Origin of the sequence: Micromonospora sp. NPDC007271, from assembly GCF_040634005.1 — a bacterium.
Taxonomy (GTDB): Bacteria; Actinomycetota; Actinomycetes; order Mycobacteriales; family Micromonosporaceae; genus Micromonospora.
This window is the reverse complement of sequence record NZ_JBEYER010000009.1, coordinates 63,586-85,065: the sequence shown is the minus strand read 5'-3', so window position 1 is coordinate 85,065 and position 21,480 is coordinate 63,586. Positions and strand designations below refer to the sequence as shown.

22 protein-coding genes, 1 pseudogene and 1 riboswitch are annotated in these 21,480 nt (G+C 75.0%); of the genes and pseudogenes, 10 read left to right on the top strand and 13 right to left on the bottom strand.

Translation table 11 applies throughout. The features are described from left to right. Positions 1-7: 7 nt before the first annotated feature. Positions 8-1,642: a glucose-6-phosphate isomerase gene (pgi, locus tag ABZ570_RS05695; protein WP_358057303.1), complete on the top strand. Its 1,635-nt coding sequence runs from the start codon at positions 8-10 to the stop codon at positions 1,640-1,642. Positions 1,643-1,672: 30 nt separating this feature from the next. Here pgi and ABZ570_RS05690 read toward each other — a convergent pair whose 3' ends face one another. Beyond that, positions 1,673-2,083 carry a type II toxin-antitoxin system Phd/YefM family antitoxin gene (locus ABZ570_RS05690; RefSeq protein WP_358057300.1) on the bottom strand — a complete coding sequence of 137 codons (411 nt, stop codon included), beginning with the start codon at positions 2,081-2,083 and terminating at the stop codon, positions 1,673-1,675. Between the two features lie 46 nt (positions 2,084-2,129). Continuing rightward, a complete protein-coding gene (locus tag ABZ570_RS05685) occupies positions 2,130-2,672 on the bottom strand; it encodes a GNAT family protein (RefSeq protein WP_358057297.1) in 543 nt (180 codons plus the stop codon). 68 nt (positions 2,673-2,740) lie between these two features. On the opposite strand from ABZ570_RS05685, the gene ABZ570_RS05680 reads away from it, so the two are divergent. The 6 genes from ABZ570_RS05680 to ABZ570_RS05655 all read left to right on the top strand — a co-directional run bounded on the left by ABZ570_RS05680 (position 2,741) and on the right by ABZ570_RS05655 (position 9,548). Next, positions 2,741-4,075: an SWIM zinc finger family protein gene (locus ABZ570_RS05680; protein WP_358057294.1), complete on the top strand. Its 1,335-nt coding sequence runs from the start codon at positions 2,741-2,743 to the stop codon at positions 4,073-4,075. Then, on the top strand, positions 4,072-6,627 hold the full coding sequence (locus tag ABZ570_RS05675; RefSeq protein ID WP_358057291.1) for a DUF6493 family protein: 2,556 nt from the start codon (positions 4,072-4,074) through the stop codon (positions 6,625-6,627). Before ABZ570_RS05680 ends, ABZ570_RS05675 begins: the two co-directional genes overlap by 4 nt. 102 nt (positions 6,628-6,729) lie before the next feature. After that, positions 6,730-6,841: riboswitch (SAM riboswitch) on the top strand. Positions 6,842-6,872: 31 nt separating this feature from the next. Continuing rightward, on the top strand, positions 6,873-7,004 hold the full coding sequence (locus ABZ570_RS05670) for a hypothetical protein (RefSeq protein ID WP_358057288.1): 132 nt from the start codon (positions 6,873-6,875) through the stop codon (positions 7,002-7,004). A gap of 100 nt (positions 7,005-7,104) precedes the next feature. Next, positions 7,105-7,962 (top strand): ABC transporter substrate-binding protein, encoded by an 858-nt coding sequence (locus ABZ570_RS05665; RefSeq protein ID WP_358057285.1) that lies wholly within the window; start codon positions 7,105-7,107, stop codon positions 7,960-7,962. A 42-nt stretch (positions 7,963-8,004) separates the two neighbouring features. Next, positions 8,005-8,793, top strand: coding sequence for an amino acid ABC transporter permease (locus tag ABZ570_RS05660; protein ID WP_358057282.1), 789 nt, complete (start codon positions 8,005-8,007; stop codon positions 8,791-8,793). Beyond that, the gene (locus ABZ570_RS05655; RefSeq protein WP_358057279.1) at positions 8,790-9,548 is read left to right on the top strand and encodes an amino acid ABC transporter ATP-binding protein; all 759 of its coding nucleotides are present in this window, start codon (positions 8,790-8,792) and stop codon (positions 9,546-9,548) included. The genes ABZ570_RS05660 and ABZ570_RS05655 overlap by 4 nt, the downstream gene beginning before the upstream one ends. Positions 9,549-10,086: 538 nt before the next feature. On the opposite strand, the gene ABZ570_RS05650 is transcribed toward ABZ570_RS05655, so the two are convergent. The 5 genes from ABZ570_RS05650 to ABZ570_RS05630 all read right to left on the bottom strand — a co-directional run bounded on the left by ABZ570_RS05650 (position 10,087) and on the right by ABZ570_RS05630 (position 14,055). Next, complete coding sequence (locus ABZ570_RS05650; RefSeq protein WP_358057276.1) at positions 10,087-10,779, bottom strand: dihydrofolate reductase family protein; 693 nt, start codon at positions 10,777-10,779, stop codon at positions 10,087-10,089. Continuing rightward, positions 10,776-11,429 (bottom strand): GTP cyclohydrolase II, encoded by a 654-nt coding sequence (gene ribA / locus ABZ570_RS05645; RefSeq protein WP_358057273.1) that lies wholly within the window; start codon positions 11,427-11,429, stop codon positions 10,776-10,778. The genes ABZ570_RS05650 and ribA overlap by 4 nt, the downstream gene beginning before the upstream one ends. A gap of 204 nt (positions 11,430-11,633) precedes the next feature. Beyond that, positions 11,634-12,671: a glycosyltransferase family 4 protein gene (locus ABZ570_RS05640; protein WP_358057270.1), complete on the bottom strand. Its 1,038-nt coding sequence runs from the start codon at positions 12,669-12,671 to the stop codon at positions 11,634-11,636. Positions 12,672-12,675: 4 nt separating this feature from the next. Continuing rightward, positions 12,676-13,074: a 6-carboxytetrahydropterin synthase gene (locus ABZ570_RS05635; protein ID WP_358057267.1), complete on the bottom strand. Its 399-nt coding sequence runs from the start codon at positions 13,072-13,074 to the stop codon at positions 12,676-12,678. 3 nt (positions 13,075-13,077) lie between these two features. Beyond that, a complete protein-coding gene (locus tag ABZ570_RS05630; RefSeq protein ID WP_358057264.1) occupies positions 13,078-14,055 on the bottom strand; it encodes a dehydrogenase in 978 nt (325 codons plus the stop codon). A 90-nt stretch (positions 14,056-14,145) separates the two neighbouring features. Here ABZ570_RS05630 and ABZ570_RS05625 point away from each other — a divergent pair. Then, positions 14,146-14,385: pseudogene (locus tag ABZ570_RS05625) on the top strand (CDP-alcohol phosphatidyltransferase family protein); the annotation flags it as partial. A gap of 86 nt (positions 14,386-14,471) precedes the next feature. Here ABZ570_RS05625 and ABZ570_RS05620 read toward each other — a convergent pair. From ABZ570_RS05620 to ABZ570_RS05595, 6 genes are all read right to left on the bottom strand, one after another. Further along, entirely contained in the window at positions 14,472-14,741 is a 270-nt protein-coding gene (locus ABZ570_RS05620; protein WP_358057261.1) for a hypothetical protein, read from the bottom strand. A gap of 158 nt (positions 14,742-14,899) precedes the next feature. After that, entirely contained in the window at positions 14,900-15,976 is a 1,077-nt protein-coding gene (locus ABZ570_RS05615) for an ABC transporter ATP-binding protein (RefSeq protein ID WP_358057356.1), read from the bottom strand. Continuing rightward, positions 15,958-16,752 carry an ABC transporter permease gene (locus ABZ570_RS05610; protein WP_358057258.1) on the bottom strand — a complete coding sequence of 265 codons (795 nt, stop codon included), beginning with the start codon at positions 16,750-16,752 and terminating at the stop codon, positions 15,958-15,960. Before ABZ570_RS05610 ends, ABZ570_RS05615 begins: the two co-directional genes overlap by 19 nt. Then, on the bottom strand, positions 16,749-17,483 hold the full coding sequence (gene modA / locus ABZ570_RS05605) for a molybdate ABC transporter substrate-binding protein (protein WP_358057353.1): 735 nt from the start codon (positions 17,481-17,483) through the stop codon (positions 16,749-16,751). Before modA ends, ABZ570_RS05610 begins: the two co-directional genes overlap by 4 nt. A 41-nt stretch (positions 17,484-17,524) precedes the next feature. After that, on the bottom strand, positions 17,525-17,926 hold the full coding sequence (locus tag ABZ570_RS05600) for a helix-turn-helix domain-containing protein (protein ID WP_358057255.1): 402 nt from the start codon (positions 17,924-17,926) through the stop codon (positions 17,525-17,527). A 120-nt stretch (positions 17,927-18,046) separates the two neighbouring features. Then, positions 18,047-19,981 (bottom strand): heavy metal translocating P-type ATPase, encoded by a 1,935-nt coding sequence (locus ABZ570_RS05595; protein WP_358057350.1) that lies wholly within the window; start codon positions 19,979-19,981, stop codon positions 18,047-18,049. A 145-nt stretch (positions 19,982-20,126) separates the two neighbouring features. Between ABZ570_RS05595 and ABZ570_RS05590 the strand changes: the two genes are divergently transcribed. Both ABZ570_RS05590 and ygiD read left to right on the top strand, forming a co-directional pair. After that, positions 20,127-20,480, top strand: coding sequence for a metalloregulator ArsR/SmtB family transcription factor (locus ABZ570_RS05590; protein ID WP_358057347.1), 354 nt, complete (start codon positions 20,127-20,129; stop codon positions 20,478-20,480). A gap of 120 nt (positions 20,481-20,600) precedes the next feature. Further along, on the top strand, positions 20,601-21,470 hold the full coding sequence (ygiD, locus tag ABZ570_RS05585) for a 4,5-DOPA dioxygenase extradiol (RefSeq protein ID WP_358057252.1): 870 nt from the start codon (positions 20,601-20,603) through the stop codon (positions 21,468-21,470). Positions 21,471-21,480 lie beyond the last annotated feature (10 nt).

Here is a 21,480-nt window from a genome sequence, read left to right as displayed (position 1 = left end):
CGACCCGATGGCTGTGGACGTCACCACCACGGAGGAATGGCAGGCCCTGCGCAAGCACGCCGAGGCGTTGCGCGGCACCCACCTGCGGGAGTTGTTCGCCAGCGACGGGCAGCGGGGTGACCGGCTCACCGGCGACGTCGCCGACCTGCACGTGGACTACAGCAAGAACCTGGTGACCGACGAGACGCTGCGCCTGCTCGCCGCGCTCGCCGAGCGGGTCCGGCTGGCCGACCGGATCGCCGCCATGTTCGCCGGCGCGCACATCAACTCCACCGAGGACCGGGCCGTGCTGCACACCGCGCTGCGTCTGCCCCGCGACGCGTCGCTGGTGGTCGACGGGCAGGACGTGGTCGCCGACGTGCACGCCGTGCTGGACCGGATGTCGGCGTTCGCCGACCGGGTGCGGTCGGGCACCTGGCGCGGCCACACCGGCGAGCGGATCCGCACCGTGGTCAACATCGGCATCGGCGGCTCCGACCTCGGGCCGGTGATGGCGTACGAGGCGTTGAAGGCGTACCGCGACGCGGGGATCAGCTGCCGGTTCGTGTCCAACATCGACCCGGCCGACATCCACGACAAGACCACCGACCTGGATCCGGCCAGCACGCTGTTCATCGTGGTCTCCAAGACGTTCTCCACACAGGAGACTCTGGCCAACGCCAACCAGGCCCGGCGCTGGCTGCTCGCCGGGCTGGACGCGGACGACTCCGCGATCGCCCGGCACTTCGTCGCGGTCAGCACCAACGAGCAACGGGTCCGCGACTTCGGCATCGACCCGGAGAACATGTTCGGCTTCTGGGACTGGGTGGGTGGACGGTACTCGCTGCCGTCGGCGGTCGGGCTGTCGGTGATGCTGGCGGTCGGGCCGCAGCGGTTCCGGGAGATGCTGGCCGGCTATCACGCCGTCGACGAGCACTTCCGCACCACGCCGGTCGAGCGGAACGTGCCGGCGCTGCTGGGCCTGCTGAACGTCTGGTACGCCGACTTCCTCGGCGCGCAGACCCACGCGGTGCTGCCGTACGCGCAGTACCTGCACCGGTTCCCGGCGTACCTGCAGCAGCTCACCATGGAGAGCAACGGCAAGTCGGTGACCGTCGACGGCACCGAGGTGACGTACCCGACCGGGGAGATCTTCTGGGGCGAGCCCGGCACCAACGGCCAGCACGCCTTCTACCAGCTGATCCACCAGGGGACGCAGCTCATCCCGGCGGACTTCATCGCGTTCAGCCAGCCCAACCACGACCTCGGGGACATGCACGACCTGTTCATGTCCAACTTCTTCGCGCAGACCGCGGCGCTCGCCTTCGGGCGTACCCGGGAGCAGGTCGAGGCGGAGGGCACCCCGGCCGACGTGGTGCGGCACCGGGTGATGCCGGGCAACCGCCCGTCCACCTCGATCATCGCGCCGAAGCTGACCCCGGCGACGCTGGGCCAGTTGATCGCCCTCTACGAGCACATCGTCTTCACCGAGGCCGCGGTCTGGGACATCAACGCGTTCGACCAGTGGGGCGTGGAACTGGGCAAGGTGATGGCCAACCAGCTCGCGCCGAAGCTGACCGGCAGCGCACCGGACCTCGGCGACGTGGACTCCTCCACCGCCGCGCTGATCCGCCGCTACCGCGCCCAACGCGGCCGGGACTGAGCCGGACGCGGGTCCCGGGCCGGCGGGCCGTCACTCGCGCAGCAGGTCGGCGTGGGCGGCGCGGAGGCGGGCGAGGGCCGGGTCGCCGGCCGGGGCGCGGCGCTCCAGCTCGGCCCAGACCTCGGCGAGGGCCTCGACCAGCGCGCGCCGCTCGGCCGCGTGCCGCCGACTGCTCTGCCGGCGCAGCTCCTCGAGGCGGCGGGACCAGCCGGCGCTGATCGCGGCGAGCCGCTCGGCGTCGGCCCGGGCCTGCGCCGCCGTGCGAGCGGCCGCAGCGGGCACGACGGCGGCGACCGGGCGTGGGTCGCCGTCGCGGGTGACCAGGGTGACGGTGTCGGTCAGCTCGGCGAGGGCGATGACCTGGGTGAGCCGGGTGCGGACCTCACGCAGCGGCAGGGCGCGCGGCTGAGGGGACCGGTCGGCCAGTGCGGGGGCAGCCATGGACACATGTTCATGCCCGGGTACGACAAAAACCCGGCCTACCGCCTCACGCCTGCCACTCCGGGGCCAGCACCGACCAGACCTCCATGTCGGCCCGGCCGGTCGGCCCCGGGGCGGCCGCGCGGAGGACGCCGTCCCGGCGCATGCCCAACCGCCGTGCGACGGCGATGCTGCGGTCGTTGCCGGCCTTGGTCACCCACTCCACCCGGTGGATGCCACGGTCCCGGATCGCCCAGTCGATGATCACGCGGGCGGCACGGGTGACCAGGCCCTGGCCCTCGGCGCCCGGCTCCAGCCAGCAGCCCGCCTCGCAGACGCCGCTGGTGGTGTTGAACGACACGAACATCACCCCACCGACCAGCGTGCCGCGCTGCCAGATGCCCCAGATGCCGCCGCCGTCGCGCGCCCACCGGTCGGCGTAGTTCTGCAGCACCCGGCGGGCGGAGTCGGGGTCGGTGGCCACGAAGGACGCGCCCACCCACGGGGCGATGTGCTCCCGGCAGCGGTCGAGATTGGCGAGGAACTCGTCGGCGTGCCAGGGCTGGAGCGGTCGCAGCTCGGCGTCGTCGGTCAGGGGCAGGGCGAACACCCGAGCAACCTAGCAGCCCGGGTGCGGGCCGCCGGAGGATGTCGGTCGGTCGCCCTACGGTGTGCGCCGTGAACGCCGTCCAGACGTACCGATACCTCCAGCCGTCCGCGCTGCGCCCCGCCGGTCTCGACCTCCAGACCTGCGGCGGGCCGGCCGCCAACCCGCGCTTCTTCAACGGTTTCCTCACCACGCCCACCGCGGCGGCGGCCGGCCTGCTCGCCGTCGCCGAGGTGGCCCGCACCCGCTACCACCAGCCGGTGAGCCCGGCGAGCCTGGACCCGGTGGTGACGGGCAGCCGGGACCGCCTGCGCTTCGAGTCCTTCTCCGGCTGTTGCGGCGTGTACGCGCGGATGGACGTCGTCCCGGCCGGATTCGACGGTGACATCGTCGGGCACGGCACGACCAACGTCGACGTGAACCCGCCGCTGCGGGAGGCGTTGGCCCGGGTCGGCGGGATCGAACCGCTGCACCTGGCCGTCGGCCCCGACGACCTGACGGTCTCCACGATGGACGGTGCGATGGTGGAGAAGAAGGTCCCGCTGCCGGGTCGCTGGTTGCGCGGCTTCGCCGAGGTGCACGTGCTCACCGCCGCGTTCGAGCCGCGCGCCGAGATCCCCGCCACCGAGGCCGCCGCGTTCCTGCGCCGGCTCCCCGGGGCCAACGACCGGTCCGTGCTCTGGGCGGTGCCCGCCGGGCGTACCCTCCGGCTGACCTCGCGACCGGCGCCGGGCGCCGTCTGCCTGGCCGGCGCGGGCCGACTCGCGGCCCTGCGCGGCCTGCTCCGGCACGCCCGCACCCTGCGGGTGTACGGGCCACCGGTGCGGGCCGGTTCCCCCGCGGTGGCGAGCACCTGGGAGCTCGACACCGGCGCGCTGCGGCTGTCGCTGACCCTCTCCCCCGAGCCCTACCGCGGGTTCTCCGGCGAGGGCGCCGCCCTGCTCGCCCTGGCCGGCGACGAGGTGATCGACGACGCCGAACTGGTCGGCGCCCTGCTCTCCTGGGACCCGACCATCGACGTCGCCGCGCTCGCCGACGCGGCCGGCCTGCCCGACGACCGGGTACGCGCCGCCCTGGCCCAGCTCGGCACCGCCGGGCGGGTCGGCTACGACGTGGCCGACGGCGGGTACTTCCACCGGGTCATGCCGTACGACGCGGGCCGGGCCGAACGGGACAATCCGCGCCTGGTCGGGGCGCGGGCGCTGGTCGAGCGCGGCGCGGTCGAGTGGGCCGACGGGCACGCCACGGTACGCAGCGGCGCGGAGGTCTACCGGGTGCGGCGGCTGCCGGACGGGGCGTACACCTGCTCCTGCCGGTGGTGGGCGCGGCACCAGGGGCAACGCGGGCCGTGCAAGCACGCGCTGGCCGTGTCGATGGTGAACGCGCCGGCGGAGGTGCCGGCATGACCGGCTTCTTCGAGTCCCTGGTCCGCGGCCACGTGCCCGCCGTCGGGGCGGCGCTGGCCGGCTTGGACGAGCCGGCCCGCCGGGCGCTCGGCGACGAACTGGTCGCGCACGTCCGGCGGCGGCGGGACAACTGGTGGTGGGGCAAGGAAGCGACCGCGCTGGCGGTGGCCGCCGTGGGCACGCTGAGCACCGCGACGAAGGCGGCGGAGCTGCTGGGCCGGCGGTCGGTGTGGCTGCGGGAGGCGGATCCGGAGCCGGTGGTCGAGACGGCCCGGCAGCGGGGGGTGGCCTGGCTGGCCGACCTGGCGTACCGGCTGGCCGAGCGGCTGCCCCGGAACGAGCCCGGGGAGGGCTGGCACTTCGTCGCGGGCCTGCTGGTGGCGGAGAAGGTGGCGCCGCCGACCGGGGACGCGTTCGTCACGGGCTGGGCGCAGGCGATGTGGTGGCACCCGGGCAACCAGCAGCAGCACCTTCCCCTGCTCGACCGGCTGCGCGCCGACCCGTTCCTGGACGCGCTGCTGCCCCGGCTGTTCGAGGTGGACGGTGCCGGCCTCGAGTTGGCGTCCTGGGGTTTCGGCGACGACCGGCAGACGGTGCCCAGGGCCCTGGTCGCGTTGGCGGCCGAGGGGCGGCTGGACCGCTCGGCGCTGCTCGACGGCGCCCTCGGCCGGCTGCTGCGCGGGGACCGCCCGGCGGCCCTGCGGCCGTTCGTCGACCTGCACGACCTGCTGGCGCCGACCCCGGGCGAGGTGACGGCGCGGGCGGCCACGCACCTGCGGCTGCTCGCCGACGGGCCCGGGCCGGTCGCCGCCATGTCCCAGCGGGCGCTGCGGAGCCTGGCCGGCGACGTGGAGTTGGAGTCCCTGCTGGACGTGTCCCGGGCGGTACTGATCCGCCCGGAGAAGACCCTGGTCCGGGGGCAGTTGTCCTGGCTGGACCGGCTCGCCCGGCAGCGCCCGGACCGGGCGGCGCAGATCGCGGCCGTCGTGGCGGTGGCCGTCGAGCACCCGGCGGCGGACCTGCGGGACCGGGCCGTCGCGGTCGCCGAGCGGCACGGTCACCGACCGGTCGTCGCCGTCGCCGCGCCGGTGGCCGGCGACGAGCTGCCGCCCCCGGCGCCGGTAGCCGCCGCCCCGCCGGCGATCGCCGAGGTGGACGAGCTGGTCGAGGAGGTGTCGGCGCTGCTCGGCCGGCGCTGGCAGGCGCTGGCGGTCGAGCGGGTCCTCGACGGACTGGTCCGGCTGGCGACCACCGACCCGGACCGGCTGCAGGCGGCCCTGCTGCCGGTGCTGCAGCGCCACCAGGTGGGCGCGTACGACCACATGTGGGCCGTCTTCAACCTCTCGGTGCAGCTGCACGGGGTCCTGTTGGCCGCGGCCGCTCCGGCCGAGGCGGCCACCCGCCGTGACCGGTGGGCCGGCCTGCTCGACGAGTGCGACCGCCAGGCGCTGCGTCCGTTCCGGGGCGGCCCGGCCGTCGAGCGGGCCCGCCGATCCGCCCTGACGCAGGTGTACTGCGCCCGGCTCGCCGAGATCGGGCAGCGGCTGGACGCGCGGCGCGACCGCGGCCTGCTCGCCGCGCCCACCTCGGTCACCGGCGCCCTCGACCCGGCCGCCCTGTACGACCGGTTGGCCGCCCTGGGCGACCGGCCGTTCTGGCGGTGGGATCTCACCCAGGCCCTGCTGCGGCTGCCGGCCGGAGTGGACGAGCCGCTGGCGTCCCGCGCGGCGGCACTCGGCACGCCGGCCGGCGACGAGCTGGCCAGCTGGCTGCGCGGCGACGTCCTCCCGGCGCCGGCCCAGCAGGTGGTGACCGTCGGCCGGCGGAACCGATCGGGCTCCTACGACTGGGGATACAACCGGTTGCCGGTACGGCGGACGCTGGTCGCCACGACGCCACCGGAGGGCGTGGCGGACCGGCTCGGTCTGCTCACCGTCACGCCACAGCCGTCGGGGCGGCATTACGACGGCTGGGGCGACCTCTGGCCGGCGGTACTGCCCGGACACCGGGGCCTGCTGGCCGCGCACCTGCTCCCCGAGATCGCCGCGGCGGCGCAGGAGGACGCCCGCGAGGGCGCCACGATCCTCCCCACGCTGGCCGAGTGCACCGGCGCGGGCGGTCCGGCGCTCGATCTGGCCCTGGCGTACGGGCTGTGCGCCCGGCACGAGGTGGACCGGGCCGCCGCACTCGACGCCCTGCTCATGCTGGCCGCGTCCGGCGACCTGGACGCGGTGGCCGTCGGCGGGCACCTGGGGGCGCTGGCGGCGGACGGTCAGGTGACGCTGACGCGGGCGTCCACGCCGCTGCGCGACGCCGTCGCGGCCGGCGCCCGGCTGAGCGCCTGGCGGCTGCTCGCCGCGGCGCTGCCGCCGCTGCTGGCCGCGCCCACCCCGCCTCGGGGCACCCCGGACCTGCTCACCCTGGCGGCGGAGACGGCCACCGCGACCGGGGTACGGATCGAGGTGCCGGGCCTGGCCGAGGCGGTGGCGCGGGGCGGCGGCAGCCGGCTGGTGACCGAGGCCCGGCGGCTCGCCCGGGCCCTCGCCACCTGATTCCCCACCACCCGCCGCGGAACGGCGTCGGGAGGCGGGGCACGTGAGGGTGGTCATAACGGCTGGACGTCCCCGCCGGTGCTGCTGCTAACCTCGTCGGCAGGTCATGAGCGCCAGCGCCAAGCCCCGGCTCGCTGGCCGGCAACCCTCCTCCGCGGTGGGGTGCCCCGGGTGAGGACCAGGCATCGGCAGCACGTCGGTGCAAGCGTGGCCTGGTACCCAGGCCTCACCGGCCAGAGGGAACCATGTCTGCTCAACTTCGCACCCAGCCCGTCGACGCCGTCGCCTACCCGGCCGACTTCACGCTGGTCAAGCGCCGGCACGTCGATCTGATGCGGGTGTGCTCCGACGGCTGTCGCCGCGCCGGCGCGCGCTGAGGCACCACCCCTCCTTCCCGTACCACCCTTCCGGCTCGCCCGCCCCGGGCGCGCCCACGGCGGCGTACGCCCACGTCGCCATCCGACCATGGAGACACCTGTGCGATTCCTTCCCAGCCTGACCCGCGTCGCCGCGCTCGGCGCCGCCGCCGTGCTCGCCGCCACCGGCCTCACCGCCTGCGGCGACGGCGGCTCCACCGGCGAGGCCGCCAACCCGTACGGCCTGCTCCAGCCCGGCGTGCTCCGGGCCGGCACGCTCACCGACGCCCCGCCGAACGTGTACCTGAAGGACGGCAAGTTCACCGGCTTCGACAACGACCTGCTCACCGCGGTCGCCGCGAAGGTGGGCCTGAAGGTCGAGTTCGTGGGCACCGACTTCTCGGCCCTGCTCGCGCAGGTCAACAACCGCAAGTTCGACGTGGGCAGCTCCTCCATCACGATCACCGAGGCCCGCAAGAAGACCGTCGACTTCGGCAACGGCTACGACTTCGGCTACTTCGGGCTCGATGTGCCGGCCAACTCGTCGATCACCAGCTTCGACCAGCTCACCGGCAAGCGGGTCGTGGTCGTGCAGGGCACGGTGCAGGACGACTACGCCACCGGCAAGGGGCTGGACCCGGTGCGGGTGCCGGACTACAACGGCGCGCTGAACCAGCTCAAGGCCGGCACCGCCGACGCCTGGATCGCCCCGGCCGAGATCGGCGACAAGTCCGCCGCGGACAGCAACGGCAAGGTCAAGGTGGCCGACAAGCTGCTCAGCCCGGCCCCGACCGCGTACGCCTTCGCGAAGGGCAACGACAAGCTGCGCGAGGCGCTGAACAAGGGCCTCGACGAGGTGATCGCGGACGGCACCTGGACCCGCCTCCAGGCGCAGTACTACCCGGGCCGGCCCATCCCGGCCGACTTCAAGCCGGGCAGCGGCACGGTCGCGGCGCCGTCGCCGTCGGCGGCTTCCTGACGTACGGGCGATCGAGCCAGAGCAGGGCGGTAGGAGAAGACGATGGATCCGTTGCGCACCCTGTGGGAGACCTTCTTCGACTGGGACGCCATGCGCGAGGCGCTGCCCGAGATGCTGACCGTCGGGCTGCCCAACACGCTGATCCTGGCGGTCTCCGCCGCCCTGCTCGGTTCGGTGCTGGGCATGCTGCTGGCCGTCGCGGGCATCTCGCGTACCCGATGGTTGCGGTGGCCGGCCCGGGTCTACACCGATGTGTTCCGCGGCCTGCCGGCGGCGGCGACCATCCTGCTGATCGGCGTGGGCCTGGCGCCGCTCGGCATGCAGGTGTGGGGGCCGAACCCGTACCCGCTCGGGGTGCTGGCGCTGTCGCTGATCGCCGCCGCCTACATCGGGGAGATCTTCCGCTCCGGCATCCAGAGCGTGGAGGCCGCCCAGCTGGAGGGGGCGCGGGCGCTCGGCTTCTCCTGGGGCGAGGCGATGCGGCTGGTGATCGTTCCGCAGGGGGTACGCCGGGTGCTGCCCGCCTGGGTGAACCAGCTGATCGCCCTGATCAAGGACTCCAGCCTGGTCTACTTCCTCGGCCTGGTGGCCAGCCAGCGGGAGCTGTTCCGGATCGGCCAGGACTACGCGGCCACCACCGGCAACGAGTCGGCGCTGCTCCTGGCCGGCCTGTTCTACCTGACGCTGACCGTGCCGCTGACCCACGCGGTCAACTGGATCGACCGGCGGCTGCGGCAGGGCCGGCAGGTCGCCGCCGCCCCCGACGACACCGAGCTGGATCTCGCCGGGGAGACCGCCCTGCCCACCACCGGACGGAGGGACCCGCGTTGAGCACCACCACCACTGCCACCGCCACCGGCACCTCGGTGAGCCTCGCCGTCCGGGACGTGCACCTGGCCTTCGGCGCGAACCAGGTGCTGCGCGGCGCGGACCTGGACGTGGTCCGGGGCGGCACCGCCTGCGTGATCGGCCCCTCCGGGTCCGGCAAGTCGACCCTGCTGCGCACCATCAACCGGCTGATCGAGCCGGACCGCGGTGACGTGCTGCTGGACGGTCGCAGCGTGCTGCGCGACGACCCCGACGCGCTGCGGCAGCGGATCGGCATGGTCTTCCAGCAGTTCAACCTCTTCCCGCACATGACCGTGCTGCGCAACATCACCCTCGCCCTGCGGAAGCTGAAGAAGCTCACCGAGGATGAGGCGGTGCAGGTGGCCCGCGAACAGTTGGCCCTGGTCGGGCTGGCCGCCAAGGCCGACGCCCGGCCGGCGCACCTGTCCGGCGGGCAGCAACAGCGGGTCGCGATCGCCCGCGCGCTGGCCCTGCGGCCGCAGGTGATGCTCTTCGACGAGGCCACCTCGGCGCTCGACCCGGAGCTGGTCAAGGGTGTGCTCGGCGTGATGGCCGATCTCTCCGGCGCCGGCATGACGATGGTGGTGGTGACCCACGAGATGGGGTTCGCCCGCGAGGTGGCCGACACGGTGGCCTTCATGGACCGGGGCGTCGTCCTGGAGGCCGGGGAGCCGGCCGCCGTCTTCGAGGCGCCGGAGCACCCGCGGCTGCGCCGGTTCCTGTCCCAGGTGCTCTGAGCCGCGCCGTCGCCCCGGCCCGCTCCCCCGTCCTCCGGTAGCGGGGCCGGGCGGCACGCGCCGAACCCGCCCAGAGCCAGAAGATCATCAGGGCCAGCCCGACGGCCCCGACCACGCTCACCGCCCAGCCTGGCAGCTGATCTTCGGCCGACGGGGGCGGCGCGCAGCCGGTGGGCGTGTAGTCGACCGCCATCCGCGAATGCACCGCCGGCAGACGACCGTCGGGAAAGGCGTCCCGCTCGATCCCGCAGATGACCGGCAGGTCGTCGGCCCGGTCCACCCGCAGCAGTACGGAGACCGCCCGGCCGGTCTCGTCCCGCCGCACGTCGAGCACCTCCGCCGGAACGAGCACACCGGCCGGTGGAGGCGGTGGCGTTGGTTCGGAGAAGATCCCGATCACCACCATCATCGCGCACGGCAGCAGGAAGGCGATGGGGATCCCTGGGTAGATCTTCCACGGGATCCCGGACCCGGACGATGGCATGCGGCCGACCGTAGCCTGGCCATCAAGATCGCCGGAGGGGCTCGACCGACCGCGTCAGGCGGTGTCGCAGCGGTCGGAGAGGGCGTAGCGGGTGAGCACGACGTCGCCGATCTGGCGTACCTCGACGACCTGGGCCCGGCGGCCCGGATGCCACGGGAAGCGCCCGTCCCCGACGAACCGGGGCGCCCGGCGGTCGCCGACGAAGAACGGCGCGACCACCAGGTGCAGTTCGTCGGCGAGACCCGCGGTGAGGAACTGGCAGTGCACCCGGCCCCCGCCCTCCACCATCAGCCGGCGTACGCCCCGGCCGGCGAGGTCGGTGAGCAGGGCCTCCGGGGTCACTTGCGTGCCCGCGTCGATTACCGTCGCCACCCCGCCCACCTGCTCCCGGGTCTTCTCCGCCACGCCGCTCGGGCAGTAGACCAGCTTCGCCCCGTCGCCGAGGGTGAAGAACCGGGCGGCCGGGTCGAGGTCCCCGCTGCCGGTGACGGTGACCTTCACCGGCGACGGGGGCAACCCGCGCGCCACCCGCTCGGCCCGTCGCCGGTCGGAGCGCACCAGCAACCGCGGGTCGTCCCGCCGGACCGTGGCCGCGCCGACCAGGATCGCGTCGCAGGCGGACCGGACCGCGTCGATCCGGTCGAGGTCGGCGTCGTTGGAGAGCAGCAGCCGCTCGGCGGTGGCGTCGTCGATGTAGCCGTCGATCGACATCGCGCAGCTGAGCAGCACGTACGGCCGGGCGGTCACGGCACGAACGGCAGGTCGAGGGCGTGGTCGGCGCGGGCCACCTTCGCCGCCAGGTAGTCGGCGTTCGTCGGGGACAGGTGCACGCCGGTCGGCACCCGGTCGACCACGGTCACGCCCAGCCGGTCGAGCTGGTCGGCCTTGTCCGGGTTGTTGCTGAGCAGGGCCACCCGGGTCACGCCCAGCGCGGCGAGCATCTGGGCCGCCACCGTGTAGTCACGCTCGTCGGCGCCCCGGCCCAGCGCCACGTTCGCCTCGTACGTGTCCAGGCCGCCGTCCTGCAGGGCGTACGCGTCGAGCTTGGCGTACAGGCCGATGCCCCGGCCCTCCTGGCGCAGGTAGAGCAGGTATCCGCCGGCCTCGGCGATCCGCTCGACCGCCTCCCGCAGCTGCGGCCCGCAGTCGCAGCGCTGGCTGCCGAACACGTCCCCCGTGAGGCACTCGCTGTGCGGGCGGACCAGCGGCGGGGGCGAGCCCGGTGCCTGCCCCCGCCCGGCGGCGGCCCGCTCTCCGAGCGCGAACGCGAGGTGTTCCCGGCCGTCGACCAGGCCGTGGAAGGAGTGCACCCGGGCGGTGGTGACGTACCCGTCGGGGAACCGCAGCGGGACCGTGACCTGGGTCCGGACCGTCGCCATGGGCAGAGTTTCGTCCATTCGTCAACCTCCGTCCGGGGCTGCCGGACGCGCCGGCACCGCACACCTCGCCCCCTCACCGTAGGCGGGATCACCGACAGTTGCGGGCCAGCCGGGCGGGGCCAGCCGGCGGCGGGCTTCGTCGACCAGCTCGGCCGACCGGGCCGCCGGTCGGCGGGCTCGCGCAACCGCAGCCAGTCGGCGAAGCCGGGTGGGAGTCGGGCGTCATCCCGCCATCGCCTCCGTCAGGGCCGCCGCCAGCCGCTGCCCGGTGACCGTCCAGCCGGTGAGGGTGTCCCGCCGCTGGCGGGCCGCGCGGCGCAGCCGGTCCCGCAGGGCGGAATCGGTGAGCCAGCGGCGCAGCGCGCCGGCCAGCGCCGCCGGGTCGTCGGGGGGCACCAGCAGGCCCGGCCGGCGGCCGTCCGGGGCGCGCCCGAGCGCCTCGGGCAGCCCGCCGGTGTCGCTGCCCAGCACCGGTACGCCCCGCGCGAGGGCCTCGGTGACCGCCATCCCGTACGTCTCCCGCCGGGACGGCAGCACCAGCAGATCGGCCGCGGCGTACGCGGCGTCCAGGGCGGCCCCGGTGCACGGCCCGGGCAGCCGGACCCGGTCGGCCAGGCCGGCGGCGGCGAGTTGCCCGCGGAGCCGGTCGACGAAGCCCGGGTCCCGGCTGAGCGCGCCGACACAGTCGCAGCTCCACGGCCGGTCGGCGAGGGTGGCCAGCGCGGCGGCGAGCACGTCGTGGCCCTTGAGCGGGGTGACCGCCGCGACACAGAGCAGCCGGGCACCGTCCGGCGAGCCGGCGGCGAGCGCCGCCCGGTCCGCGCCGGGCGTGGCGACCCGCACCCGGTCGGCCGGAAGCGGGTAGCGGTCGAGCAGCCGGCGACGGGTCCACTCGCTGGTGGCGACCACGCCGGCCGCCACGGCGAGGGACCGGGCCTCGGCGTCGTCCTCGATGGGCAGGTGCACCAGCACCACCAGGCGCAGCCGCCGGGCGTGCGGGGCCAGCACCTCCGGCACCGGCGCGGCGGCCAGGCCGTCGAGCAGGACCAGCGCGCCGTCGGGCAGCGCGGCCAGCACCCGGGCGAGGGCGGCCCGCTCCCCCGTCCCCGGGCGCGGCCAGTCGCCCGGCACGGGGTGCTCCCGGACGGTCCAGCCGAGCGCGGCCAGCTCGTGGCAGACACGGCGGTCGTAACCGTTGCCCCCGCTCGGGGTGGCCGGGTCGTCGATGTCGCCGGGCAGCACCACGTGGACGACCGTCATCCGGTCACAGCGACCGTTCGTAGCTGGCCCAGGCCACGTGCGACTCGTGCAGCGTGACGGTGATCCCGGTGAGGCCGCGGGCGCCCGCGCCGAGGCGGCCGGCGTGTACGGCCTCGGCGAGCCGGTCGGCGACCGTGCGGGCCAGCACCTCGGTGGTGGTGTTCATCCCGGCGAAGGCCGGCTCGTCGTCGAGGTTGCGGTAGGTCAGCCCCCCGAGGATCGCCTTCAGCTGCTCGGTGGCCAGGCCGATGTCGACCACGATCCCGTCGGCGTCCAGCTCCGGCCGGCGGAAGGTGGCGTCGACGACGAACGTGGCGCCGTGCAGCCGTTGGGCGGGACCGAACACCTCGCCGCGGAAGCTGTGGGCGATCATCATGTGGTCCCGGACGGTCACGCTGAACACAGTTCACTCCTCGTCGTAGGTGATGAGGTGGCAGAGCGCGGGCAGCCGGCCCGAGGCGAGCCGGTCGAGCACGTCGGGCAGCTCGGCGAAGCGGGACGGCCCGGTGAGCAGCGCGTCGAACACCGGGTCGGCGAGCAGCGCCAGGGCCAGCGCCAGCCGTTCGGCGTAGCCGCGGTCGGCCCGCCGGGGTGACACCGTGCCGACCTGGCTGCTGCGGATGCCGAGCCGCTTCGAGTGGAAGGCGCCGCCCAGGGTGAGGGTGACCGGGCGGTCTCCGTACCAGCTCAGCTCCAGCACGGTGCGCTCGGGGCGGAGCAGGTCGAGGGCGCGTTGCAGCCCGTCGGCGGTGGCGCTGGCGTGCACCACCAGGTCCTGATCACCGGCCGCGTCGGCGGGCTTGGCGAAGTCGACCCCGAGCGCGGCGGCCACCGCGGCCCGTGCCGGGTCCGCGTCGACCAGTTGCACGCGTACGCCGGGGAAGCGGGCGAGCAGGGCGGCGACGCAGCAGCCGACCATTCCGCCGCCCACCACGGTCACCCGGTCGCCGACCAGCGGCGCGGCGTCCCAGAGCGCGTTCACCGCCGTCTCCACGGTGCCGGCCAGCACCGCCCGGGCGGCGGGCACCTGATCGGGTACGAGCACCACGGCATCGGCCGGCACCACGTACGCGGTCTGGTGGGGGTGCAGGCAGAAGACGGTACGGCCACGCAGCCGGTCCGGCCCCTGCTCGACGACGCCGACGCTGAGGTAGCCGTACTTGACCGGGGCCGGGAAGTCGCCTTCCTGGAACGGGGCGCGCATGGCGGCGTACTGGTCGGCGGGGACCCGGCCGGTGAAGACCAGCGTCTCGGTGCCCCGGCTGACACCGGAGTAGCGGGTCCGGACCAGCACCTCGCCGGGGCCGGGCGAAGGCAGCTCAACCCGACGAATCTCGCCCTCCCCGGGGGCGCGGAGCCAGAAGGCCTGAGCGTCGCCGGTCACCGATCTTCCTCTTTCCGCCGTGGACCGAACCGGACGGCCGGGTGTCCCGTGTTGACTGACAGGGTTGTCGATCATAGCCACGGAGGGCGCGTGTCCACGGTTCGAAATGGTCCGCTGGTCGGGTTGATCGTCCAGTTCATCCTGCTGGCGGGGCTTGCCGTCACGGTGGGGATCGGCGTGTCGGGCTGGCTCGCCGGCGTGGCGTACGGGGTGGCCCTCGCCGGGCTGCTCCGGCGCGGCCTGCAAGCCGCCGGCGCGGACCGGCTCGGCCCGGCCGACCGGGTGACCCTGGTCCGGGCGCTGCTGGTCGGCGGGGTGCTGGCCCTGGTCGTGCCGGGCTCGGGTGGGCCGGCTGTGGCGGCACCGCCGAGGCCGGCCGCTGGCCGCCCACCCCGGCTACCCGATGGCCGCGCCGGTCAGGCCGCCTCGCGCCCCCAGTGCCAGGGCGCCGGGGTCGACTCGGGCGGTGTCACCCCGCCCCGGGCCAGGCGCATCGCCCGCTCGGCGTTGACCAGCGGCGGGCAGGGCGCGCTCTGGTCTGCGCAGAGCAGGCTGGGGCAGCGGCCGGCCTCGTCGGGCTGGTGCGCCTCGGCGACGTCGTACGCCAGCCGCCACAGCAGCGGGTCGGTCACGTCGTCCGGCAGGACGACTTCGTGGCTGGACCGGTGGTCGGTCGTGTCGGGCACCCCGTACCCCTCTCGTCGTGGCTCCCTTGACCAGGTCAAAGCTGCCTCGCCGAGCGCGGCCCGTCCACGAGGCGTCCGTCACCCTGCTTCCGAGCCGCGCGGCGGCCCGTCCGCCCGGACGAACGGCGGAGCATTCTCGCGCGGACGAACGGCGGCGGTCAGGCCGGGTACGCGCGGGTCTCCGCCGCCTTCACCGCGGCCCAGACGGTCTGGCCGGGGTGCAGCCGCAGCTGGGCGGCCGCGGCGGGGGTGACGTCGGCGGCGACCGCGACCGGCCCGTCCAGTTGGACGCGCAGGTTGTCGCCGTGCCGCTGCACCCCGGTCACGGTGGCCGGCCACACGTTGCGTGGGCTGCCGTCGGGGCGGGTGGGGTGCAACGCGACGGCGGCGGGCGGGAAGGCGACGAACACCTCGCCGTGCACCCGGTCGGCGGCGGTGAGGGTGAGCCCGCCGACGGTGACGGTGTGCCCGTCGGCGCGGCCCCGGTGCAGGTTGAGCCCGACCAGCCGGGCGACGTAGTCGGTGCGTGGGCGGGCGGTGACGGTGGCCGCGTCCCCCTCCTGGACCACTCGGCCGTGCTCCACGATGACCAGCCGGTCGGCCAGCACCAGCGCATCGAGGGGGTCGTGGGTGACCAGCAGGGTGGCGCCGGGATGGTCGCCGAGGTGCCGCTGGAGCTCGGCGCGGGTGTCCAGCCGGGTCCGCGCGTCCAGCGCCGCGAGGGGCTCGTCGAGCAGCAGCAGGGTCGGCTCGACGGCGAGCGCCCGGGCCAGGGCGACCCGTTGGGCCTGACCGCCGGAGAGCTGCCGCGGCCGGTGCCGGGCCTGCCCGCCGAGGCCCACCCGGTCCAGCCAGCCCTGCGCCCGAGCCCGGGCGGTACGCCGGTCGGCACCCCGGCGGCGCGGCCCGAACGCGACGTTGTCGAGCGCGCTGAGGTGCGGAAAGAGCAGATAGTCCTGGAACACCACGCCCACCGGCCGCCGCTCGGGCGGCACCCACACCCGCCGGTCCGGCCGGTCGAGGTCGACGCGAGCGAGGGTGAGGTGCCCGGCGCTGAGCGGATGCAGCCCGGCCAGGGTACGCAGGGCGGTGCTCTTGCCGGCGCCGTTCGGGCCGAGCAGGGCGACCACCTCGCCGGCGGCGATCCGTAGCCGGACGTCGAGGTGGAACGCGCCCCGGTCGGCGACCAGGTGCGCGTCGAGCAGGGGCGGGACGGTCACGTCGTACCGACCCAGCGGTCGCGCAGCCCGGCGAGGATGGCGACGGATACGGCCAGCAGGATGAGGCTGAGCACGATCGCGGCCTGCGGCTCGGTCTCCAGCGCCAGGTAGACGGCGATCGGCATGGTCTGGGTGCGGCCGGGATAGTTGCCGGCGAAGGTGATGGTGGCGCCGAACTCGCCGAGCGCGCGGGCCCAGCAGAGCACCGCGCCGGCGGCCACGCCGGGCGCGACCAGCGGCAGGGTGACCCGGGTGAAGGTGGTCCAGCGGCCGGCGCCGAGGGTGGCCGCCGCCTCCTCGTACCGGGGGTCGGCCCCACGCAGCGCGCCCTCGACGGCGAGGACCAGGAACGGCATGGCGACGAACGCCTCGGCGAGCACCACCGCGGCGGTGGTGAACGGCAGGGTCACCCCGAAGGTGGCGTCCAGCCACGAGCCGAGCAGCCCGCGCCGGCCGAAGACCAGCAGCAGCGCCACCCCGCCGACCACCGGGGGCAGCACCAGCGGCACGGTGACCAGGGCCCGGACCAGCCGCCGGCCGGGGAACTCGACCCGGGCGAGCAGCCACGCCAGGGGTACGCCGAGGGCGACACAGAGCAGGGTGGCCAGGGTGGCCGTCTCCAGCGACAGCCGCAGCGCGGTGAGCACACCCGGCTGCGCCAGCCGCCGGGGCAGGCTGGCCCACGGGGCGCGGGCGAGCAGCCCGGCCAGCGGCAGGACGAGGAAGGCCAGCCCGAGGCCGGCCGGGAGCAGCAGGGCCAGCGGCACCCGTTGCCGGGGGCGCGCGGTCACCGGCTCGGCGGGGCCTGGAAGCCGGCGGCGGTGAGCACGGCCCGGCCCGCGTCGGAGCGGACGTACGCGACGAAGGCCCGGGCCCCGGCCGGGTTTCCGGCGTGCGTCAGCACGACGATCGGGTAGTCGTTGACCGCCCGCGCCGACTCGGGGAACTCGACGGCGTCCAGCTCGGTGCCGGCGGCGCGGGCGTCGGTGCGGTAGACCAGGGCGGCGTCGACCTCGCCGAGCTTCACCTTGGCGAGCGCGCCCTTGACGTCCTGCTCGAGGGTGGCCGGGGTGAGCCGGACGCCGGCCGCGTCGAGGGCCCGCTCCGCAGCCGCGCCGCACGGCACCTGCGCGGCGCAGAGCGCCACCTTGGTGCCGGGCCGGGCCAGGTCGGCCAGCCCGCCGACCCGGTGCGGGTTGCCCTTGGGCACGGCGATGACGAGCTGGTTGCGGACCAGGGTGACCGGGTCGCCGGCGGCGTCGCCCGCGTCGGTGACGGTCTTCATGGTGGCGGGCGAGGCGGCGGCGAACACGTCGGCCGGGGCGCCCTGGGTGATCTGCGTGGCGAGCGCGGAGCTGCCGGCGAAGTTGAACGTCACGGTGGTGCCGGGGTGGGCGGCCTCGAAGTCCCGGCCGAGCTTCGTGAAGGACTCGGTCAGCGAGGCGGCGGCGAAGACCGTCACCGAGCCGCCGTCTCCAGATGCGGCCCGGTCGCCACTGCAGCCCGTCAGGCCGAGGGCCAGCGCGGCCGCCCCGGCGAGGGCGGCGCGGATCCACCGTACGGTCACGGGGCGGTCCTTCCCTTGGGCGCGGGGGCGCGCTCCACCACGACGGTGGTCGACTTGATCACGGCGACGGCCACCGAGCCGACCTCGAGGTCGAGGTCGTCGACGGCCTCGCGGCTCATCAGCGACACGATCCGGAACGGCCCGGCCTGGATGTCGACCTGGGCCATCACGGTGTCCTTCACCACGGCGGTGACGATGCCGCGCAGCCGGTTGCGGGCGGACGACAGCTCGGGGTGGCCCGGCGCGCGGACGAACGCCGCCAGGTCGACCCCGTCGACGACCCGGTGGCCGTGCTCGTCGCGGGTCGCTGGCAGCCGGCCCGCGTCGATCCAGCGGCGGACCGTGTCCGCGCTGACGCCGAGGAGTTCGGCGGCTTCACCGATCCGGAACACCGTCACGCGGCCACCCTAGCCTCTCGCATCTGCCGTAGGGAAGACCGCACAGCGCCCGCAGATTCTGGGAAAGAGAGAGGCCGATGCTGGCTTCTGCGGTCAGCGGACGACGGCGGGCGCGACGCGTCACCGGCCCGTACCGGCCAATCGCCAGGCCCGCGAGCGCAGCAGGCGCAGCCCGTTGAGACCCACGATGACCGTGGAGCCCTCGTGGCCGGCGACGCCGAGCGGCAACGGCAGGTGCCCGACCAGGTCCCAGGTGACCAGCACCGCGATGAAGGTCGCCGCGATCGCCAGGTTCGCCACCACCAGCCGGCGGGCCCGGCGGGCCAGCGAGATCAGCGCGGGCAGCGCGGCCAGGTCGTCGCGGACCAGAACGGCGTCGGCGGTGCGCAGGGCCAGGTCGGAGCCCTGCCGGCCCATCGCCACGCCGGTGTCCGCCGCGGCCAGCGCCGGCGCGTCGTTGACCCCGTCGCCGACCACCAGCACCCGGCGGCCGGCGCGCTGCTGCGCGCGGACCCGGTCCACCTTGTCGGAGGGGAGCAGTCCGGCGTGCACCTCCTCGATGCCGGTGTCGGCGGCCAGCCGGGCGGCGGCGCCGGGATTGTCGCCGGTGAGCAGCGCGGGCCGCGCGCCGGTCAGGCTGGTGAGGGCGGTGACGGCCTCCGCCGCCCCGGGCCGTGCCCGGTCGGCGAGGCCCAGGACCCCGCCCACCGCGCCGTCGACCACGACCACCACGGCGGTACGACCCGACTCCTGCACCGCGTCGATGATGCCCCCCACGGCAGGGTCCACGTCGGCGCACTCCGTCAGCAGCGCGGGGCTCCCGACCAGCACCCGGCGGCCCTCGACGGTCGCGACCACGCCGCGCCCCGGGGTGGCGGTGAAGTCGTCGACGGCGGGCAGCGCGAGCCCGCGGTCCCGGGCGGCGGCCAGCAGCGCCCCGGCGAGTGGGTGCTCGCTCGGGTGCTCGGCGGCGGCGGCCAGCCGGAGCAGTTCGTCCTCGTCCGGCCCACCGGGCACCGGGTGGACCTCCGCGACCCGGGGCGCGCCCTCAGTCAGGGTGCCGGTCTTGTCGAAGACCACCAGGTCGGTGTCGGCCAGCCGCTCGACCACCACCGCCGACTTGACCAGGACGCCGTGTCGCCCGGCGAGCGCGATGGCGGAGAGCAGCGGCGGCATGGTGGCGAGCACCACCGCGCACGGAGAGGCGACGATCATGAAGGTCATCGCCCTCAGCAACGTCGGCTGCAGCGCCGCGCCGACGGCCAGCGGTACGGCGAACAGGGCGAGGGTGGCGACCACCACGCCGACCGAGTAGCGCTGCTCCACCTTCTCAATGAAGAGCTGGGTCCGCGCCTTGGTCGCTGACGCCTCCTCGACCAGCGCGACGATCCGGGCGACCACCGACTCCGCCGCCGGGCGGTGCACCCGGGCCAGCAGGGTCCCCGCGCCGTTCACGGTGCCGGCGAAGACCTCGTCGCCGGGGTGCTTCGGGGCCGGCAGTGGCTCACCGGTGATGCCGGCCTGGTCGACGTCGCTGGCGCCGTCGACGACCACTGCGTCCGCCCCGATCCGCTCGCCGGGGCGGACCCGGATCACGTCGCCGACGTCGAGGTCCGCCGCGGGCATGACCTCCTCGGTCCCGTCGTCGTGGACCCGGGTGGCACGTTCCGGGGCGAGGTCGAGCAGCGCGCGGACGGAGTCGGCCGTGCGGGCGGTGGCGAACGCCTCGAGGGCCCCCGAGGTCGCGAAGATGACGATCAGCAGGGCACCGTCGAGCACCTGGCCGATGCCGGCCGCGCCCAGCGCGGCGACGATCATCAGCAGGTCCACGTCGAGGGTCCGCTCGCGCAGCGCGCGGAGGCCTGCCAGGGCCGGCTCCCAGCCGCCCGCCGCGTAGCAGGCGAGATAGAGCGTCCACCAGACGGGAGCGGGCGCGTCCGCGAGCTGGGCGAGGCCGCCCAGGGCGAAGAGCAGGGTCGCGGCCGCCGCCCAGCGCACCTCGGTCAGCGCCCAGAGCCGACCGGGGAGGCCCGGCCGGCGTACGGGGGAAGCGATGGTCGGGTCGGCGGGCGTGCGGGTGGTCAGGGTCACGAACAAGGACATTACCTGCATCAGTTCGCAGCTATTCAGTCAGCTGACCAGCTGAGCGATGGGACGAGGCTAGGCTGGGGCCGTGCACACCTCGCTGCCGGACTTCCAGATGCCCGAGGACGAGCAGGTCCACCTGGCCGCCGAGAGCTTCCGGATGCTCGCCGACCCGACCCGCATCAAGATCCTCTGGGCGCTGCTGCAGGGCGAGTCGTCCGTGGCCTGCCTGGCCGAGCTGGTCGGCGCCGCCCCCACCGCAGTCAGCCAGCACCTGGCCAAGCTCCGCCTCGCCGGGCTGGTACGCGGCCGGCGCGAGGGCACCTTCGTCTACTACTCGGCGGCCGACGTGCACGTACGGGCGCTCCTCGCCGAGGCGCTCTTCCACGCCGACCACACCGACCGCGACCTGCCCGACCACGCCAGCGGCGACCTGGCCGCACACGCCGCGGCCGGCGGCGGGAGCTGACCACCTGATCCCGCCCACCGCACGGGAAGCCGCAGCGGACCACCCACTCACGGTCGCCATCGGGCCACCCGTTCCGGCCGGGCACGGTTACCCTCGGTTCACGACGAGCCGGGGAGCGCCATGAGCAGCCAGACGACCGAGCAGCTGATGCCGGCGGCGTTCATCGGGCACGGCAACCCGATGAACGCCTTGGAGGTCAACCGCTACACCGCCGCCTGGCGGCAGTTCGGCCGGGCGGTGCCCCGGCCACGGGCGATCCTGGTGGTCTCCGCGCACTGGTACATCGGCGCCACCGCCGTCACCGCCATGCCCCGGCCGCCCACCATCCACGACTTCTACGGCTTCCCGCAGGAACTGTTCGACGTGCGCTATCCCGCGCCCGGGCTGCCCGAGCTGGCCGAGGAGATCAGCGACGTGGTGCACCCCACCTGGGTCGGCGCCGACGTGGACTCGTGGGGCATCGACCACGGCACCTGGTCGGTGCTCACCCACGCCTTCCCCGAGGCGGACATTCCCGTGGTGCAGCTGAGCATCAACGCGTTCAAGCCCCTGGACTACCACCTCGACCTCGGCGCCCGGCTCGCGCCGCTACGCGAACGCGGCGTGCTGGTGGTGGCCAGCGGCAACGTGGTGCACAACCTGGGCGGGGTGAACCCTCGCCTGGCCGACGAGGGCTTCGACTGGGCGCGGCGCTTCGACGACGCGGCCCGGGAGATCGTTCAGGACAGCCCGACCGAGGCGGCCCGGCTGGACGGGCACCGCGACTACGACCTGGCCGTACCGACCCCGGACCACTTCATCCCGCTGCTCTACCTGGCCGGGCTGGCCGGATCCGACGGGACCCGGCCCGACGTGCTGGTCGACGGGTACGCGTACGGATCGCTGTCGATGACCGCGTACACCCTCGGCCTCCGCTGCCACCGGGAGGAGCCGGGCGCCGGCGTGCCCTCGCTGCCGAGGAACGTGCCGCCGGACTCAGCCAACATCTGACCGCAGACCT

What these genes read in the sequence shown, in the direction of transcription:
- pgi (WP_358057303.1), top strand. Translation starts at nt 8, where the DNA reads ATGGCTGTGGACGTCACCACCACGGAGGAATGGCAGGCCCTGCGCAAG.
- ABZ570_RS05590 (WP_358057347.1), top strand. Translation starts at nt 20,127, where the DNA reads ATGCCCGAGGACGAGCAGGTCCACCTGGCCGCCGAGAGCTTCCGGATG.
- ygiD (WP_358057252.1), top strand. Translation starts at nt 20,601, where the DNA reads ATGAGCAGCCAGACGACCGAGCAGCTGATGCCGGCGGCGTTCATCGGG.
- ABZ570_RS05690 (WP_358057300.1), bottom strand. Translation starts at nt 2,083, where the DNA reads ATGGCTGCCCCCGCACTGGCCGACCGGTCCCCTCAGCCGCGCGCCCTG.
- ABZ570_RS05670 (WP_358057288.1), top strand. Translation starts at nt 6,873, where the DNA reads ATGTCTGCTCAACTTCGCACCCAGCCCGTCGACGCCGTCGCCTACCCG.
- ABZ570_RS05675 (WP_358057291.1), top strand. Translation starts at nt 4,072, where the DNA reads ATGACCGGCTTCTTCGAGTCCCTGGTCCGCGGCCACGTGCCCGCCGTC.
- ABZ570_RS05640 (WP_358057270.1), bottom strand. Translation starts at nt 12,671, where the DNA reads ATGACGGTCGTCCACGTGGTGCTGCCCGGCGACATCGACGACCCGGCC.
- ABZ570_RS05660 (WP_358057282.1), top strand. Translation starts at nt 8,005, where the DNA reads ATGGATCCGTTGCGCACCCTGTGGGAGACCTTCTTCGACTGGGACGCC.
- ribA (WP_358057273.1), bottom strand. Translation starts at nt 11,429, where the DNA reads ATGGACGAAACTCTGCCCATGGCGACGGTCCGGACCCAGGTCACGGTC.